The 16,589-nt window shown below is 49.0% G+C and carries 13 protein-coding genes; all 13 read right to left on the bottom strand.

What is annotated here, in order from left to right:
• Window positions 1-105 precede the first annotated feature (105 nt).
• A complete protein-coding gene (dnaJ, locus tag ACI4WN_RS03720; RefSeq protein ID WP_439777017.1) occupies window positions 106-1,245 on the bottom strand; it encodes a molecular chaperone DnaJ in 1,140 nt (379 codons plus the stop codon).
• Window positions 1,246-1,326: 81 nt separating this feature from the next.
• Window positions 1,327-3,183 (bottom strand): molecular chaperone DnaK, encoded by a 1,857-nt coding sequence (gene dnaK / locus ACI4WN_RS03715; protein ID WP_439777016.1) that lies wholly within the window; start codon window positions 3,181-3,183, stop codon window positions 1,327-1,329.
• Between the two features lie 48 nt (window positions 3,184-3,231).
• Window positions 3,232-3,843: a nucleotide exchange factor GrpE gene (gene grpE, locus ACI4WN_RS03710; RefSeq protein ID WP_439777015.1), complete on the bottom strand. Its 612-nt coding sequence runs from the start codon at window positions 3,841-3,843 to the stop codon at window positions 3,232-3,234.
• Between the two features lie 11 nt (window positions 3,844-3,854).
• Window positions 3,855-4,901 carry a heat-inducible transcriptional repressor HrcA gene (hrcA, locus tag ACI4WN_RS03705; protein ID WP_439777014.1) on the bottom strand — a complete coding sequence of 349 codons (1,047 nt, stop codon included), beginning with the start codon at window positions 4,899-4,901 and terminating at the stop codon, window positions 3,855-3,857.
• 141 nt (window positions 4,902-5,042) lie between these two features.
• Window positions 5,043-5,981 (bottom strand): riboflavin biosynthesis protein RibF, encoded by a 939-nt coding sequence (ribF, locus tag ACI4WN_RS03700; protein WP_439777013.1) that lies wholly within the window; start codon window positions 5,979-5,981, stop codon window positions 5,043-5,045.
• Between the two features lie 14 nt (window positions 5,982-5,995).
• Window positions 5,996-6,889: a tRNA pseudouridine(55) synthase TruB gene (truB, locus tag ACI4WN_RS03695; RefSeq protein ID WP_439777012.1), complete on the bottom strand. Its 894-nt coding sequence runs from the start codon at window positions 6,887-6,889 to the stop codon at window positions 5,996-5,998.
• A 50-nt stretch (window positions 6,890-6,939) separates the two neighbouring features.
• Window positions 6,940-7,302, bottom strand: coding sequence for a ribosome-binding factor A (locus ACI4WN_RS03690; protein WP_008459901.1), 363 nt, complete (start codon window positions 7,300-7,302; stop codon window positions 6,940-6,942).
• A gap of 11 nt (window positions 7,303-7,313) precedes the next feature.
• Window positions 7,314-9,800 carry a translation initiation factor IF-2 gene (gene infB, locus ACI4WN_RS03685; protein WP_439777011.1) on the bottom strand — a complete coding sequence of 829 codons (2,487 nt, stop codon included), beginning with the start codon at window positions 9,798-9,800 and terminating at the stop codon, window positions 7,314-7,316.
• Window positions 9,801-9,804: 4 nt separating this feature from the next.
• Window positions 9,805-10,089 carry a L7Ae/L30e/S12e/Gadd45 family ribosomal protein gene (locus tag ACI4WN_RS03680; RefSeq protein WP_439777010.1) on the bottom strand — a complete coding sequence of 95 codons (285 nt, stop codon included), beginning with the start codon at window positions 10,087-10,089 and terminating at the stop codon, window positions 9,805-9,807.
• 26 nt (window positions 10,090-10,115) lie between these two features.
• Window positions 10,116-10,415: an RNase P modulator RnpM gene (rnpM, locus tag ACI4WN_RS03675; protein WP_054667677.1), complete on the bottom strand. Its 300-nt coding sequence runs from the start codon at window positions 10,413-10,415 to the stop codon at window positions 10,116-10,118.
• An 8-nt stretch (window positions 10,416-10,423) separates the two neighbouring features.
• Complete coding sequence (gene nusA / locus ACI4WN_RS03670) at window positions 10,424-11,638, bottom strand: transcription termination factor NusA (RefSeq protein ID WP_439777009.1); 1,215 nt, start codon at window positions 11,636-11,638, stop codon at window positions 10,424-10,426.
• Window positions 11,639-11,657: 19 nt separating this feature from the next.
• On the bottom strand, window positions 11,658-12,134 hold the full coding sequence (gene rimP / locus ACI4WN_RS03665; protein ID WP_439777008.1) for a ribosome maturation factor RimP: 477 nt from the start codon (window positions 12,132-12,134) through the stop codon (window positions 11,658-11,660).
• 115 nt (window positions 12,135-12,249) lie between these two features.
• Window positions 12,250-16,584: a PolC-type DNA polymerase III gene (locus ACI4WN_RS03660; RefSeq protein WP_439777007.1), complete on the bottom strand. Its 4,335-nt coding sequence runs from the start codon at window positions 16,582-16,584 to the stop codon at window positions 12,250-12,252.
• Window positions 16,585-16,589 lie beyond the last annotated feature (5 nt).

Below are 16,589 nucleotides of genomic sequence, written 5' to 3'. Positions count from 1 at the left end.
TACTAAACAATTATACCCGAAAAACGCGCCTTTGTCTTTCTTTACCCACTAAAAAGAGGTGACCATTTGGTCACCTCTTGCAAAAATACGAAATAATTTCTTATCTTAGCTTAACTTTTCCTTGAGCCGTTCAAAGAAGCCTTTTTCCTGCGGAGCAATGCTGCCGCCGCTAGCCTTGACGAATTCAAGGAGGGCCTTTCTTTGAGCCTCATTGATGTTCTTTGGAATCACGATTTCAACCGTCGTGATCTGGTCACCGGTTGTGCCGCCGCGCAAGCTAGGCACGCCCTTTTCCTTCAAGGTGAACTTCTGGTTAGGCTGAGTCCCAGCCGGAATCTTTAACTTGGTGTCGCCATAAACGGTCTTCACGTTGATTTCATCCCCCAAGGTTGCTTGGGCAAAAGAAATTGGAATCGTCGTGTAGATCGTTTGGCCGCGTCTAGTAAATTCCTTGCTTGGGCGCACTCTAAAAACGATGTAAAGGTCCCCGTAAGGGCCGCCGTTCTTGCCGGCTTCCCCTTGTCCAGACAAGCGAATCTGCTGACCATTGTCGATCCCAGCTGGAATCTTGACTTGCAGAGTCTGCTTTTGGTCAGTGACGCCCTTGCCGTGGCAGGTCTTACATGGGTGCTGGATGATCACGCCAGAGCCACCACACTTGTCACAGGTAGTCTGTCTTTGAACCATGCCCAAGATGCTTCTTTGGGTAATGGTCATCATGCCGGAGCCGCCGCACTTGTCACAGGTAATTGGGTGAGTACCCTTTTCAGCCCCATTGCCCCCGCAGGTTTCACAGGTGGCTGACCGGGTGTAGGTAATGTCACTGGTCTTGCCCTTGATGGCATCCATGAAGTCAATAGTCATGGTGTAGTCCAGGTCAGCCCCTCTTTGCGGAGCCGTTGGGTCCACCTGCTGGCGCGCGCCGCCGCCAAAGAAGCTGTTAAAGATGTCACCAAAGTCGCCAAAATCAGAGGCGCCGAAGCCTTGACCGCCAAAGCCCTGGCCCCCGAAGCCTTGACCATTCATGCCGGCTTGACCAAATTGGTCATATTGCTGCTTTTTCTGTGGGTCGTGCAAGACTTCGTAAGCTTCGTTGACTTCTTTGTACTTTTCTTCTGCTCCTGGCTCGTGGTTGAGGTCTGGGTGGTACTTTTTCGCTAATTTCCGGTATGCCTTGCTGATTTCTGCATCGCTGGCATCCCGGCTCACGCCTAAGACGTCATAATAATCCCGATTTGCTGCCATCTAATTAAACGCTCCTTATTACTAACAAAAGAAAAGAACTACGTCACGCAGTTCTTCTCCTTTTGTTTTATTATAGCCGCTTTACTTGTTTGGGTCTACCTTGGTAAAGTCGCCATCTACCGTGTCACCGTTTGAGCCGTTTGAACCGTTATTGCCGGCATCCCCGTTTGGGTTAGGACCAGCTTGGCCTGCTTGACCGTTTTGGGCATTTTGTTGATAGAGCTTAACAGCCAGATCTTGGGCAGCCTTGCTCAAAACGTCCTTCTTAGCCTTCATGTCGTCCAAGTTGTTGTCCTTTTGAGCCTTCTTCAGGTCTTCCAGGGCATCCTTAACTGGCTTAACGTCAGCGTCTGAAAGCTTGCCGTCGACTTCCTTCAAAGTCTTTTCAGTTTGGAAGATCAAACTGTCAACTTCGTTTCTAAGGTCAACTTCTTCCTTCTTCTTTGCGTCTTCGTCAGCGTGTTCTTCGGCTTCCTTCTTCATTCTTTCGATTTCTTCATCTGACAAGCCAGATGCGGATTGAATGGTGATCTTTTGTTCCTTGCCAGTGCCCATGTCCTTGGCTGAAACGTTAACGATACCGTTCTTGTCGATGTCGAAGGTAACTTGAATTTGTGGCACGCCGCGTGGGGCAGCTGGAATGTCAGTCAATTCAAAGCGGCCTAAAGTCTTGTTGTCGGCAGCCATTGGCCGTTCACCTTGCAAAACGTGGATGTCAACGGCTGGTTGGTTGTCGGCAGCAGTTGAGAAGATTTGACTCTTAGAAGTTGGGATAGTGGTGTTTCTGTCGATCAACTTAGTGAAGACCCCGCCCATGGTTTCGATACCAAGGGAAAGTGGAGTAACGTCCAGCAAAACGATGTCCTTCACGTCACCGGAGATAACCCCGCCTTGGATAGCTGCACCCAAGGCAACGGCTTCGTCTGGGTTGATGGAGTGGTCAGGTTCCTTGCCAGCCCACTTCTTAACGGCTTCTTGAACGGCTGGAATCCGAGTAGAACCACCGTTTAAGATGACCTTGTCGATGTCATTTACGCTCAGACCTGCGTCACGCAAAGCGTTGTCAAATGGAATCTTGGTTCTTTGAACCAGGTCATCAGTCAATTCGTTGAACTTAGCTCTAGTCAAATCTGCTTCCAAGTGGAGTGGACCCGCTTCACCAGCTGAGATGAATGGAAGAGAAATGTGAGTTGAAGATACGCCTGACAAGTCCTTCTTAGCCTTTTCAGCGGCATCCTTCAAACGCTGCATGGCCATCTTGTCCTTGGACAAGTCAACGCCGTTTTCATCCTTAAAGCCGGCTACCAACCAGTCGATGATCTTGTTGTCAAAGTCGTCCCCGCCCAGGTGGGTGTCACCATTGGTTGACAAAACTTGGAAGACGCCGTCACCCAATTGCAAAACGGAAACGTCGAAAGTACCACCGCCAAGGTCGTATACCAAAACCTTTTCGTCATCGTCGTCCTTGTCCAAACCGTAGGCCAAAGCTGAAGCGGTTGGTTCGTTGATGATTCTTTGCACGTTCAAGCCAGCGATCTTACCAGCATCCTTAGTAGCTTGACGCTGTGCGTCGTTGAAGTAGGCTGGAACCGTGATTACGGCGTCGGTAACTGGTTCACCCAAGTAGTCTTCTGAGAACTTCTTGATGTATTGCAAGATCATGGCTGAGATTTCTTGTGGGGTGTAAGCCTTGTCGCCAACCTTAACCTTGTAGTCACTTTCGCCCATGTGCCGCTTGATGGACACGATGGTGTTTGGGTTAGTGATGGCTTGACGCTTAGCCACTTCCCCAACTTGGATTTCGCCATCCTTGAAGGCAACTACTGATGGAGTAGTTCTGGCACCTTCTGGGTTAGTAATGATCTTTGGTTCCTTGCCTTCCAAAACTGCGACTGCAGAGTTAGTAGTACCTAAGTCAATCCCAATAACTTTTGACATTGTCTTTATCTCCTTTGAATTATTGCTTTTTTATTAAAAATCTAGCGGCTATTGCGCAACAACCACCATGGCTGGCCGCAAGGTCCGGTCCTTGTAAACATAACCCTTTTGCAGGACCTGTACGACGTGGTCTTTTTGATCATCATTTTCAGCCGGTACGCTTTGTACTGCTTGATGCAATGTCGGATCAAACTTTTCGCCATCAGCCTTGATTTCTTCAATGCCGTTGTCCTTTAAAGCCCGAACCAGGCCTTCCAGGGTCATTTCAATCCCCTTCTTGAGCTGGCTAGAAACTTCGTCATCGGCCTTAACTTGCAGGGCCCGTTCCAGGTTGTCTACGCTTGGCAGGATATCCTTGCCTAGGCGCTGAGACTCATACTTGACCAGGTTGGCACGCTCTTTGCTGTAGCGGCGCTGAGCGTTTTGGATTTCGGCTTCGCTTCTCAAGTACTTGTCTTCTAGTTCCTTGTTCTTGGCCGTTAAGTCAGCGACTTGCTTCTTTAAGGCTTCAAGTTCTGAATTTTCCTTGCTTTCAGCTTTAGGTTCTGCTTCTTTTGAGCCAGCTGGCTTTTCAGCTTCCTTTGCTTCGCCTTTCTTTAGCTTGCCGTCTTTTTCTTCTTGAGTTAAGTCCTTTTCACTTGGAAATTCTTCTTTGCTCACGGCTAACCTCCTTATTTAAACCTGCCGTAGTAATCCAGCAGTTTTCTTGCTAGTTCTTGGCGGAAATATTCCATCAGCCCGATCATTTCTGAATATGGCATGTTTCTTGGGCCTAAGATGGCGATTGTCCCCCGGCCGTAGTTGCCAACGCTATATTCAGCCGTCACCAGGCTAAAGTCCTTGAGCAGGTCATTTTGGAGTTCTGACCCTAGGCGGACATGGACTGGATATTTTTCCTTTTGATTATCGCTTAAATCAATCAACTCCCCAGCCAGGTGGTTGGAGTTGATCAATTCATACAGCGATTTGATTTCTTGTAAGTCACTGTTTTCTGCATTGTTGAGCAGGTTCAGCTGGCCATCAACATACATTTGCTCGCTGGCTGCATCCTTGATTACGGATTCTAGCAGCTCCAGGAATTCTGGCAGGTTTTTGCCTACCACGTTGTTGCTGGAGAGCTGGGCAAAGGTATCCTTGTTGATGTCCTTTAAGTTGCGGCCAACCAGCTGGTCGTTGATTAGCCGCACTGCTTGCTCAATTTCTTCGCCTGAAATGTGTCTTGGCAGGGTGTAGACTTGGTTCTTCACTCCCCCATCGCTGGTTACCAAGATCGCCATCACTTGGCGCGGTGCCAGAGGCACGATTCTAAAGCCGGTAATCATCACGTCTTTAGCTTCCGGTCCCTCAGCAAAGGCCGTATAGTCGGTCAAGTCTGACAAGATCTTGGCGGCTTCTTTGACGATTTCATCAACCTGGTTAAAAGGCTGATCAAACTGGTAGCCGATCTCATGATACATTTCTTCTGGCAGTTGCAGCGGCTGAACCAGATTGTCCAAGTAGTAGCGGTAGCCTTCGGTAGAAGGAATCCGGCCACTAGACGAGTGCGTTTTTTCAATCAATCCCTTGTCTTCCAGAACTGCCATCTCATTACGGATGGTGGCACTAGAAACCTTAATGGGGAGCTGATTCATCACCGTTTTGGAGCCAACCGGTTCATGCGTGTTGGTAAAATCTTGAATTATCGTCTTCAAGATTAATTCTTGACGTTCGGTCAACATAATATCGCCCTCACTTTTAGCACTCATTACTTCTATGTGCTAACAAGGTATAGTGTAACAAGAAATTAGCAGTTAATCAAGGAGTTTGCTAATTTTCCTCGAAAAAAAGACGTCTTGCTAGGCAAAACGTCTTTTAGCACTCTATTCAGCTTGTTGATCAAAATAAGCTTCGGTTGCTTCCCGGTCCTTGGCAAGTTGGTCAATTAAACCGTCCAGGTCGTCAAACTTCATCTCGTCGCGCAGGTACTTGTACCAGGCGATGGTGATCTCTTGACCATAGATGTCTTGGTCAAAGTCAAACAGGTTTGATTCGATATAAATCTGCTTTTCATCGTTGAACATGACATTGTAGCCAACGCTGGTCATGGATTCATACCAGGTGTCGCCCACCCGCGTCATGGTCGCATAGACGCCAATTTTAGGCAAGACCTTTGGTGCTTCCAGCTGCAAATTAGCCGTTGGGTAGCCGAGCTTGTGGCCATTTCTAAAGCCATGAACCACCTTGCCGGTAGTGGCATATGGGTGACCCAGGAGCTCTTCAGCAAGCAGCAAATTGCCATCTTTAATGGCCATCCTGATTTCGGTTGAGCCAATTTTCTTGCCTTCAAAAATCTGCTTGGGAATCACCTTGATCGCAAAGCGGCCCTTGGCAAATTTAGGCAGGTTCTCCATGTTGGCCACGTCCTTTGGCCCGTAGCTATAGTCAAAGCCGGCAACGACCGTGTCAGCCTGCAGCTTGACGATGATGTCGTCAACAAAGACTTGCGGCGGCAATTTGCTAAATTCCTTGGTAAACTTGATCATTACCAGATAATCTACGCCGATTTTGGCCATCTCATACGCCTTCTCACTGGGTGAAGTCAGATAGTCGAAGTTCTTTACCCCGGCATAGACTTCCTTGGGATGGCGGTCAAAGGTCATGACCATCAAGGGCAGATCCTTCTCATCTGCGATGGCCTTGGCCTCTTTAATCAGCTTTTGGTGTCCGATGTGCACCCCATCGAAAAAGCCGAGGGCCAAGACGACTTTGCTCTTGGTCAAGGGCTCCTTGATCGGGTAGCTAGTATTTATCACTTTCAAACTAGATCCCTCAATTACTCATTACTTAATAGCATCAAATCGGGGCAAAATTTCTTGCCTTTTGCCCGATAAATCGCTTTAACCTTTTTATTGTACCGCAAAGCGACCTTGGATGCATTAATTGGGAGGGAAATCCAGGCACCATTTTGTATCTGCTTCCATTCGCGATCGTTAATATCGTAGCTTGGATAGTCTTTAAAAAAGGCATCGATTGGCTGCACATACTGGTCCAGCTGATCTAAATGGTCAGCCAATTCCTCTAGCGTTACCGCCTGGCTGAGGTCAAAACCGGAGCTAGCCGTCCGCCGCAATTTGGTCATCACGGCAGGGACGCCCAATTTTTCACCGAGGTCATTGACCAGGCTTCGCACATAGGTGCCTTTAGAACAGGTAATTTCGTAGTCAAAGTATTCCCGGCCAGTTTCTGGGTCAAAAGTTGGCTCGCTTACTAAGTCATACTTGCTAATGGTCACTTGACGCTCAGGGCGCTTTACTTCAATGCCTTCTCTAGCGTATTCGTAGAGCCGTTTGCCATTGACCTTGACAGCAGAATAAATTGGCGGCACCTGGGTAATTTCGCCTAAGAAAGAGTTCATCCCCTCTTGGATTTCTTCTTTGCTAAAAGGTTTAGCTAATTTTGCTTCAACAGTAGTCTTCCCTTCTAAGTCATAAGAATCCGTGGCTAGACCAAACATGCCGCTGCCCTGGTAGGCCTTTGGACGTTCGTGCATGAGGTCGATCAATTTGGTAGCTTGCCCCAAAGCCACTGGCAAAACGCCGGTCACTTCGGGATCCAGCGTCCCAGCATGGCCGATCTTTCTTTGGTGGAGGAGCTTTCTCAAGTGGTAGACCACGTCCCCACTGGTCATGCCGGCAGCCTTGTCAATTACGATAATTCCGTTAATCATTGCTTTACTCTCTTTTTTTCAATAAAAAAAGCGCCCTAAGGCGCTTTTCCCTAATTTTGTCGATCTTGTTCTTGCTTTTTGAGGTCTGCCAGCAAACGATCGATCTTGCTACCGTAAATTACGGATTGGTCGCGCTTGAAAATCAGTTCTGGAACCTTGTACATGGTCAGGCTTTGCCCGAGCAAGTGCCGCATAGTTCCCTTAGCCTTTTCCAAACCGGCTTCAGCTTCTTTTTGCTTGTCTTCGTCTTCAGTCAGCAAGCTGTAATAAACAGTAGCATATGAAAAATCATTGCTGCATTCCACTGCAGTAAAGGTGACATCGCTAACGCGAGGATCGCGGATATTCTTGCGAATAATCTTGGTCAATTCGCGCAGGATTTCGCCTTCAACGCGTCCTTTTCTATGCTTCATTTAAGCCTCCCTTAGCTTGGCTTTACTTCTTGCATTTCGTAGGCTTCTAATTCGTCGCCTTCCTTGATGTCGTTGTAGTTTTCAATGGTCAAACCACAGTCAAAGCCAGCCTTAACTTCCTTGACGTCATCCTTGAAGCGGCGAAGTGAGGCAATCTTGCCATCGTACTTAACAACGCCGTCGCGGATAACCCGGATGCCAGATTCCTTGGTTACGTAGCCGTTATCAACAAAGGCACCAGCGATGGTCCCGATCTTGGAAACCTTCCAAGTTTCCCGAACAGTCAGGTTACCGATAACCTTTTCTTCGTAAGTTGGCTCAAGCAGACCTTGCATTGCGGCCTTCACGTCGTCGATCGCCTTGTAGATGATGCTGTAGAGACGGATATCTACGCTTTCGCTAGCTGCTTGGCTCTTAGCCGTAGCAGTTGGCCGAACGTTGAAACCGATGATTACGGCGTTTGAGGCACTAGCCAGGGTAACGTCACTTTCGTTGATGGCACCAACGCCGGAGTGAATAATGTTAACCCGGACGCCCTCAACGTCAATCTTTTGCAAGGATTGACCCAGGGCTTCAGCAGAACCTTGAACGTCAGCCTTCAAGACGATGTTGACGCTCTTCATGCTTTCTCGCTTCATGGTGTCAAAGAGGTTGTCCAGGGTCACGTGCTGAGTGTTTTCACGCTGCTTTTGCAGTGATTGCTGTGCACGGGCTTCACCAACGGCACGGGCAGTCTTTTCATCATCAAAGACAACCAGCTTGTCGGCTGATTCTGGCACGTCGTTCAAACCAGTAATTTCAACTGGCATGGATGGCGTAGCCTTCTTGACTTGGTGGCCCTTGTCGTTGGTCATGGTCCGGACGCGGCCGAAGGTGTCGCCGACAACGATTGGGTCACCGACTCTCAAGGTACCTTGTTGGATTAAGACGTCGGCAACAGGACCCTTACCTCTTGACAGACGCGCTTCAACCACCGTACCGATGGCCTTTTGCTTAGGATCAGCCTTCAGTTCCAGCATGTCGGCTTCCAGGATGATGTTTTCCAAAAGTTCGTCAATCCCCATGCCAGTCTTGGCTGAGATGTTAACGAAGATGGTCGAGCCGCCGTAAGCTTCTGGAATCAGTTCGTACTGCATCAATTGTTCAGTAACGTGGGCAGGGTTGGCACCTGGCCGGTCCATCTTGTTGATGGCCACGATGATTGGCACGCCCGCACTCTTGGCGTGGTCGATGGCTTCAATGGTCTGTGGCATTACCCCGTCGTCTGCGGCAACGATCAAGACAACGATGTCAGTGATTTCGGCACCGCGGGCCCGCATGCTAGAGAAGGCCGCGTGACCTGGAGTGTCCAAGAAGGTGATCAAACGGTCGTTGATCCGGACTTGGTAGGCCCCGATGTTCTGGGTGATCCCGCCGGCTTCGTGTTCAGAAACCCGGGTGTGACGCAGGCGGTCAAGCAAGGTCGTCTTACCGTGGTCAACGTGACCCATGATGGTCACAACTGGTGGCCGAACAACTTGGTTGTCAGAGTTCTTAGAAGCTTCCATCTCTTGAGCAAAAATATTGTCAATGTCAGAAATGTCTTCGTGAACCTTTTCAACGGCTTCAATGCCGTAGTCAGCTGCCAAGAGTTCGATCGTGTCCTTGTCCAAGGATTGGTTTTGGTTGGTCATGATCCCCAGCATGAAGAGCTTCTTCACGATTTCAGCTGGTTCTCTGTGCAAGATCTTGCCCAAGTCTTGAGCGTTCATGCCAACTTCGTATTCGAAGCTTTCTGGTAATGGACGTTCCTTTCTTTGGGTAACTGGTTTCTTAGCTTGAGGCGCATTTTGGTGCTTCTTGTTCTTGCGCTTGCGGCGTTCGCTCCGGTCACTAGATGCACTTCTGCCCCGATCTTGGAAGGCGTTTTGCCCCTTGCGGCCTGGCTTGCCAGTGTTGCCGCGGCGGCGAGAATCCTTGTTTTCTGGAAGCGGAGCGCTGGCAAAGTCTGGACGAGCAGCTGGACGGCTGTTGTTTCTAGAAGCTGGCCTTCTGTCTGAGCGTTCACTTCTTGGGCTTTCGCTCTTTTCTTGACCCTTTAATCTAGCTGGAGATGGCTTCAAGATCTTTGGCCCCCGCACCTTAGGTGCTTCAGCGGTTTCAACCTTCTTGACTTCGACCTTCTTCACTTCTGGCTTAGCTTCTTCAGCAGGCTTGTTCAAGGACTTCTTGTATTCCTTCTTGGCTGCTTGACTTTGTTCATTTAACTGAACTTCATCGGCTCTTTGCTTTTGCTTCAAGTCTTTGAGCAGGTCTTGAGCAGCTGGACGGCGGCGTCTAGCTTGATCATTGCCGGAGTGGTTGCGGCGACGGCGTTGGCCTGGCTTCTTGTTTTCAGTCTTCTTTTCGCCCTTGCGAATGGCGCTGACTGAGATCTTCAGCTTGCCGCTCTTACCGCTACTTTTCTTGCTTTCCATGCCCAATTCCTTTGAAGTTTCGTTTTCTTGTTTCTTGGTCATTAGATCACACTCCTTCTTTGATCTTTGCTAGCAGGGCCTTGGCAAAACCTTGGTCAGTTAATGCTAAAACCTTGCGTCTTTTACCTACTGCTTGTGAGATTTCATCCGCGCTAAAAACATCAACCACGGGAATTGGCCGGTCATTTAGGGCAGCTAAGACCTCTTTATGGCTATTCTCTGCCAGATCGCTGGCAATAATGATACATTTGAGCTTGCCTTTTTTGATTTCGCCGATAACCAGCTCGGTTCCGGAAACAGTCTTCCGGGCACGCGTAGCCAGCCCCAGCAAATTCAAGGCTTTTTGTCGATTATTATTTATTTTTTATCACCAAATAATTCTTTTCTTGCCTTCTGGTGATCCACGTATTCAAAGAGCTCTTGGTAAAAGTCATCTGATACCTTTACCCCCAAGCTCCGTTCCAAGACCTTGGACTTTTGGGCAGCCGCGATCTTGTCTGGCTCTAAGGACACATAAGCCCCGCGGCCTGACTTCTTGCCGGTTGGATCAACAGAAACGTTCTTTTCCTTATCGACGACGATCCGCACCAATTCCTTCTTGGGCTGCATGGTGTCAGTCAATAAGTCCTTCCGCATTGGGATTTTTCTCTTTTTCAAAAAATCACCTATTCTTCTTCATCATCAGTGGCGTCTTCGTCAGCTGCTTCAGCGTTGTCATCAAGGTCTTCTGCAGCTGCTTCTACTGAAGAATCATTGTCTTCAGCAGTTTCTACGCTCTCAGCTTCAACTGAGCCTTCTGCTTCTACATCATCGTCTTCAACGTCGCTTTCGTCAACGAATTCGACTTCTGATTCTGGACGAATGTCGATCTTGTAGCCAGTAAGTCGAGCAGCCAGACGAACGTTTTGCCCCTTCTTGCCGATGGCCAAGGACAATTGATAGTCAGGCACGATGACAAAGGCCTTCTTTTCGTCTTCATCATCTTCAAATTGAACGGCGATGACTTCAGCTGGGTTCAAGGCGTTAGCGATGTAGTCGGATGGGTCGTCTTCGTATTGCACGATGTCGATGTTTTCCCCGCCTAATTCGTTAACCACGTTTTGAACACGGGTCCCTCTTGGGCCAACGCAGGTCCCAACAGGATCGATGTTAGGGTCGTTAGACTTAACGGCAATCTTGGTTCTTTCGCCGGCTTCTCTGGCAATAGACATAATTTCAACCGTGCCGTCAAAGATTTCTGGAACTTCTTGTTCAAAAAGTCGCTTAACGACATCAGGTGCAGTCCGTGAGACCCGGATTTGGGCACCCTTGCCGTCAGCCCCAACCTTGGTTACCAAAACACGGACCTTGTCTTGTGGGTTGTAGTGTTCGCCAGGAATGGTGTCGTGCTTGATGTCCATGACAGCTTCAACGTTGCCGATCATCACGTAGACAAAGCGGTTGTCGGTTCTTTCAACAGTCCCCGTTACCAGCTCGTCTTCGTATTGGGAGTATTCGTTGACGATGTGGGCATTTTCAGCTTCGCGGAGTCTTTGCATTACGACTTGCTTGGCGGTTGCCGCAGCGGTTCTGCCGAAGTTCTTTGGCGTTACTTCAAACTTGATCGTGTCGCCAACTTCGTAGGCCCGATTGATGGCCAAGGCGTCCTTCAAGCTGACTTCCACGCGTTCGTCTTGGACTTCGTCAACGACCGTCTTGATGGCCATAACCTTGAAGTCGCCCTTCTTTTCATTGAAGTCGATTTCCACGTTTTCGGCTTGGCCATAGTTCTTTTTGTAGGCCGCTGCCAAAGCTGCCTTCATGGCTTCAACGATTACTTCTTGTTTGATGCCCTTGGTCTTTTCTAAGACATCAAAGGCTTCTAGCATTTCTTTTGACATAAGTTTTGGGTCACTCTTTCTAAAATTCGATTGCAAAACGCGCGTTAGCTACTTGCTTACGGGGAATAGTAATGAGCTTGCGTCTCGTCTTGATCTTGATTTCAAGCTGAAGGTTTTCCTCGTCAATGTCCCGTAAAAAGCCTTCAAAGACCTTTTCGCCTTCCAGCTTTTGGTAAAGACCAACATGGATGTATTGGTCCTTGGCCTTTTCCCAGTCGGCGTCTTTCTTGATTGGCCGCTCAAGCCCAGGTGAAGAAAGTTCCAAAATGTAGGGGTCTGGCAAGGGATCAGGTACTAATGAGTCTAATTTTTCTCCAACCAACTCACTCAGATCTGCAATCGTTTCAATGTCAATTCCGCCTGGCTGCTTGTCGACATAGATTCGCAAGTAATCTTGGCTCTTTTCTTTTACATATTCCAAATCCACCAGTTCACAGCCATTGTCGCTGATCACGGGTTCGATTGCTTCTTCGATTTTTGCTAAGTTTTTTGGCAAAATTTTCCTCCGTAATAAAAAGAGTGAGCATCCCTGCTCACTCGAATTTACTTTATTCGAACTAAAGAAAATATATCACACTTTACGCAACTTGTAAAGAGTTAGTGCTTCTTGTCTAGAATAAAGACAGCTGATTCTGGTCCGGCATCCCTTCCAAAACATTGTTGACCTCAAAGAAGTCCATGATCTTCTGTGATACCTTGCCTCTTACCTGCAAGTCTTCCTTTGACAAAAATGGCGCTTCACTGCGGGCAGCAACGATCTGCTTGGCGGCAGAGTCACCCAGGCCATCAACGGCGTTAAACGGCGCCAAGATGGTGTGCTCGTCCACGATCTTGTAGGTCGTGGCTTCAGATTCATTAATGTCGACCATCTTAAAGTTGATCCCGCGCTCGATAGCTTCGTTAACCAGTTCCATGTAGGTTTGCAGGTCCTTTTCCAGCTTGGTGGCGGCGTTGCCCTTTTCCTTGATCCGGCCAATCAGGGCCATGACAGAATTTTTGCCATGACTCATGGCTTCCAGGTCAACCTTGTCCGCTCTAACTGAGAAGTAGGCTGCGTAGTAGACTTCTGGGTAGTAGACCTTGAACCAGGCAACCCGCAGGGCCATCAGGATGTAGGCAGCCGCGTGGGCCTTAGGAAACATGTACTTGATCTTCAAGCAAGATGGAATGTACCAATCTGGAATATTCTTGTTTTCCTTCAAGACCGCCATGTTCTCGTCAGAAATCCCCTTCCCCTTACGAACGGTTTCCATGGTCCAAAAGGCGACTTCGTTAGGCACGCCCCAGTGGATCAAGTCGGTCATGATGTTGTCCCGGCAGCCGATTACCTCTTTCAAGGTGCAGGTCCCATTATTGATCAGTTCTTCGGCATTGCCCAGCCACACGTCCGTCCCGTGTGACAGCCCAGAAATCTGCAAGAGTTCGGCAAAAGTTGACGGGTGTGTTTCTTCCAGCATCCCTCTAACAAAGGGCGTCCCGAATTCCGGCAAGCCCAAGGTCCCGGTTTTAGAATTAATCTGCTCTGGGGTCACGCCTAGGGCTTCTGGGCTAGAGAAAAGCGACATAACCTTTGGGTCATCGGTTGGCACCGTAACCGGGTCAATCCCGGACAAGTCCTGCAGCATTCTAATCATGGTTGGATCTTGGTGACCCAGGATGTCGAACTTCAAGAGGTTGTCGTGGATCTGGTGGAAGTCAAAGTGAGTCGTCTTCCACTCCTTGCTTGTGTCGTCTGATGGGTACTGCAAAGGTGTCAGTTCATAGATGTCCTTGTCGTCTGGCAAAACGACGATCCCGGCTGGGTGCTGCCCAGTCGTCGCCTTGACCCCGGTAACCCCGATAGCCAGGCGGTCAACTTCTGCGTTGTTCATCTTCAGCTCAGGGTGCTCGTCTTGGTAGTGCTTGGCATAGCCGATCGCCTTTTTATCGGCCAAAGTACCTACCGTACCGGCCTTAAAGGAGTGGTTAGGACCAAACATAACCCTGATGAAGTTGTGGGCAACTGGCTGGTAGTCACCTGAGAAGTTCAAGTCGATGTCGGGCACCTTGTCACCGTGGAAGCCCAAGAAGGTTTCAAATGGGATGTTTTGCCCATCCTTGACCATCATGGTGCCGCAATTTGGACACTTTTCATCTGGCAGGTCAAAGCCGGATGCATATTCCCCATTTTCAAAGAACTTGGAGTACTTGCACTTTGGACAGCGGTAGTGCGGCGGCATTGGGTTGATCTCAGTGATCCCCATCATGGTCGCCACAAGACTAGACCCAACAGAGCCCCGGGAACCAACCAAGTAGCCGTCTTTAACTGACTTGGCTACCAATTTTTGAGAAATCAGGTAAACAACCCCGTACCCGTTACCAATGATGGAATCAAGTTCGCGCTTTAGGCGCGCTTCAATATTCTCTGGCAAGGGATCGCCGTATAATTCGTGAGCCTTGTCATAGGTCAATTGCCGCACCTGCTCAGCCGTATGCGGAATCTTTGGCGGGAAGGATTCGTCTTGAACTGGCTGCACCTGTTCAGCCATGTCCGCGATCTTATTAGGATTGGTGATGACGATTTCTTTAGCGACGTCCTCACCCAAAAAGGCAAATTCATCCAGCATTTCCTGAGTCGTGTAAAAGTGCAAATCTGGGTGCTTTTTATTCCGGTTGGGGTTGGCCCTTTGGGCGGCCAGCAAGACATCGCGGTAAACCGCCTCATGCTTTTCGATATAGTGGCTATCGCTAGTTGCGACCACTGGCTTGCCTAATTCCTTGCCCAGTTTGTAGATATTGGTCAGGATTTCTTCCAGCTGGGCTTCGTCCTTGATCAAACCGTCATTGATCAAGTCTTCATAGTTGGATGGCGGCTGAATTTCCAAGAAGTCATAGAATTCTGCCTTCTTTTTAGCTTCTTCATAGCCCTTTTGCATCATAGCAATAAAGACTTCGCCCTGGCTGCAGGCAGAACCATATAAAAGGCCAGCGTGGAGGCGTCTCAGTTCAGATTTTGGCGTTCTTAGACCCTTGTAGTTGTACTTGATCCCGGCCAGGGAAACAAGTTCATACAAATTCCGTAATCCTGGCTTTTGGTTCAAGGCCAAGATGGTCGTATGAGTCGGCCGAGCCCGCTTGTAGCCTTCGCCGTTGCTGTAGTCGTTCATCTTGCCCAGATCATCTTCGCCGTACTTGGCATTAAAGGCATCCAGCAGCTTAAACATCAAATAGCCAGTTGCTTCAGCGTCTTGGTTGGCCCGGTGGTGGTGCTCTAAGACGACATTGTACTTGCGGCAAAGCGAATCCAGAGTATGCCGGGCTTGTTCAGGGTGGAGCAGTCTAGATACTTCCAAGGTGTCGACAACCGGCTGGCTGATTTCCGGCAAATTGTTTCTTCTTAATGCGGCATTGACAAAGCCCACGTCAAATTGAACATTGTGGCCGCACAGGGGGTCATCGCCGTAGAAGTCCATAAACTGCTTGATGACCACGTCTTCGTCATCGGCTGCCTGTACCATGTCATCGGTAATAGAAGTCAAGTTGATCGTCGCTTCTGACAGCGGGTGGTGGGGGTTGATGAACTTGTCAAAGCGCTCAATCACTTCCCCATTCTTCATCTTAACGGCCCCAATTTCGATGATGGTATCGTAAACAGATGACAAGCCTGTCGTTTCCACGTCGAAGATGACGAATTCTTGGTCTTCATACTTCATCGAGGCGGGGTTTAAAACCAGCAGGCCATGATCATCCACCATGTTGGCTTCAAGACCCATGATGACCTTGATCCCGGCCTTTTTGCCGGCTTCAAAGGCGTTTGGCAGGGCCTGGAGGTCAGCGTGGTCGGTAATCCCGATTGCCTTTTGGCCAAAGGATTTGGCGGTTTGGATGATGTCTTTGACGTCAGCGGTCGCATCCAGCTGGCTCATGTTGGTGTGGACGTGAAGCTCAACGTGCTTGTCTTCGCCTTCATAAGTCTCCTGCCGGCCAATGTGCTTGGTCAATTCCATGCTGTAGATGTTGAAGACCAGATCGTGCGCGTAAGGGTCATCCTTTAGGCTCCCCTGCATCTTGATCCAGGTACCAGGCTTGACCCCTTGCAGGTATTCGATTTCGTCTTTATCTGAGTCCCGGACAAACTTTTTAAAGGAAATAGAGCTAGTGTAGTCGGTCATTTCCCCGGTAAAAATAAAGGAGCCTGACCGCAGTTCCTGCATTTCAGCCTTAAAGACGTGGCCTTCAACAACTGCGCTCCGCTGGTCTTCTGACAGATCCTTCAGCTGGGTAATTTCAGCATTTTCGGCAATGGCGCCTGGACCAAAGGCCGTCCGCTTGCCCCGCCGGGCTGGATATTTGGACTGGGGCTTTGGCTTGGGCTTAGCCGGGGCATTTTGGAAGGCCTGCTGCATGCTTTTTTCATGGGCTTCAACTAATTGTGCCAAACTGTCAAAGTCGCTTTGGCTGCCTTGACTGGACACTTCGGTCAGCAATTTCACATTGAAAAAGCCATAGTTGCGCAGCTCTAGTGAAAATGAGTCAAGCAGCTGCTGTTCCAGCATCTTGTCCATCAGCTCACCATTTACCGGGATTACCCAGCGCTGGCTGTCCAGGCGCGGCGTTTGCTCGGCCAAAAAGTTTTGGGCGGCCGGCTGACTAGATAAAACCTGCGAATTTTCAACAGCATAATGCCAGTATTCTGGCAGGTGCTGCTGACTGCCATCAGCCGTTTCTACATAGAGGCTAACGTCGACAAAGTCGGCAAATTCATTCTTGATTGCAGTGTTTAAGGCGTTGTAGGTTACAAATTGGAGGGGAGTATCAAAAAAAACGTGGATATCCCACCGACGTTCTTGACTGTAGACATCCACGTTTTTAATCTCTCCTGCCTGTAAAAGCGCCCCATCTTCCCCGTTCAGCGGGAAGTTTACTTGCTTTAAAAGCTTACGTAAAAGTTCGTTTTTATCAGTCACGAGTT

The organism is Lactobacillus sp. (assembly GCF_051893255.1).
GTDB lineage: Bacteria > Bacillota > Bacilli > Lactobacillales > Lactobacillaceae > Lactobacillus.
The sequence above is the reverse complement of the archived record's forward strand: the minus strand, read 5'-3'. Positions and strand labels throughout refer to the sequence as shown.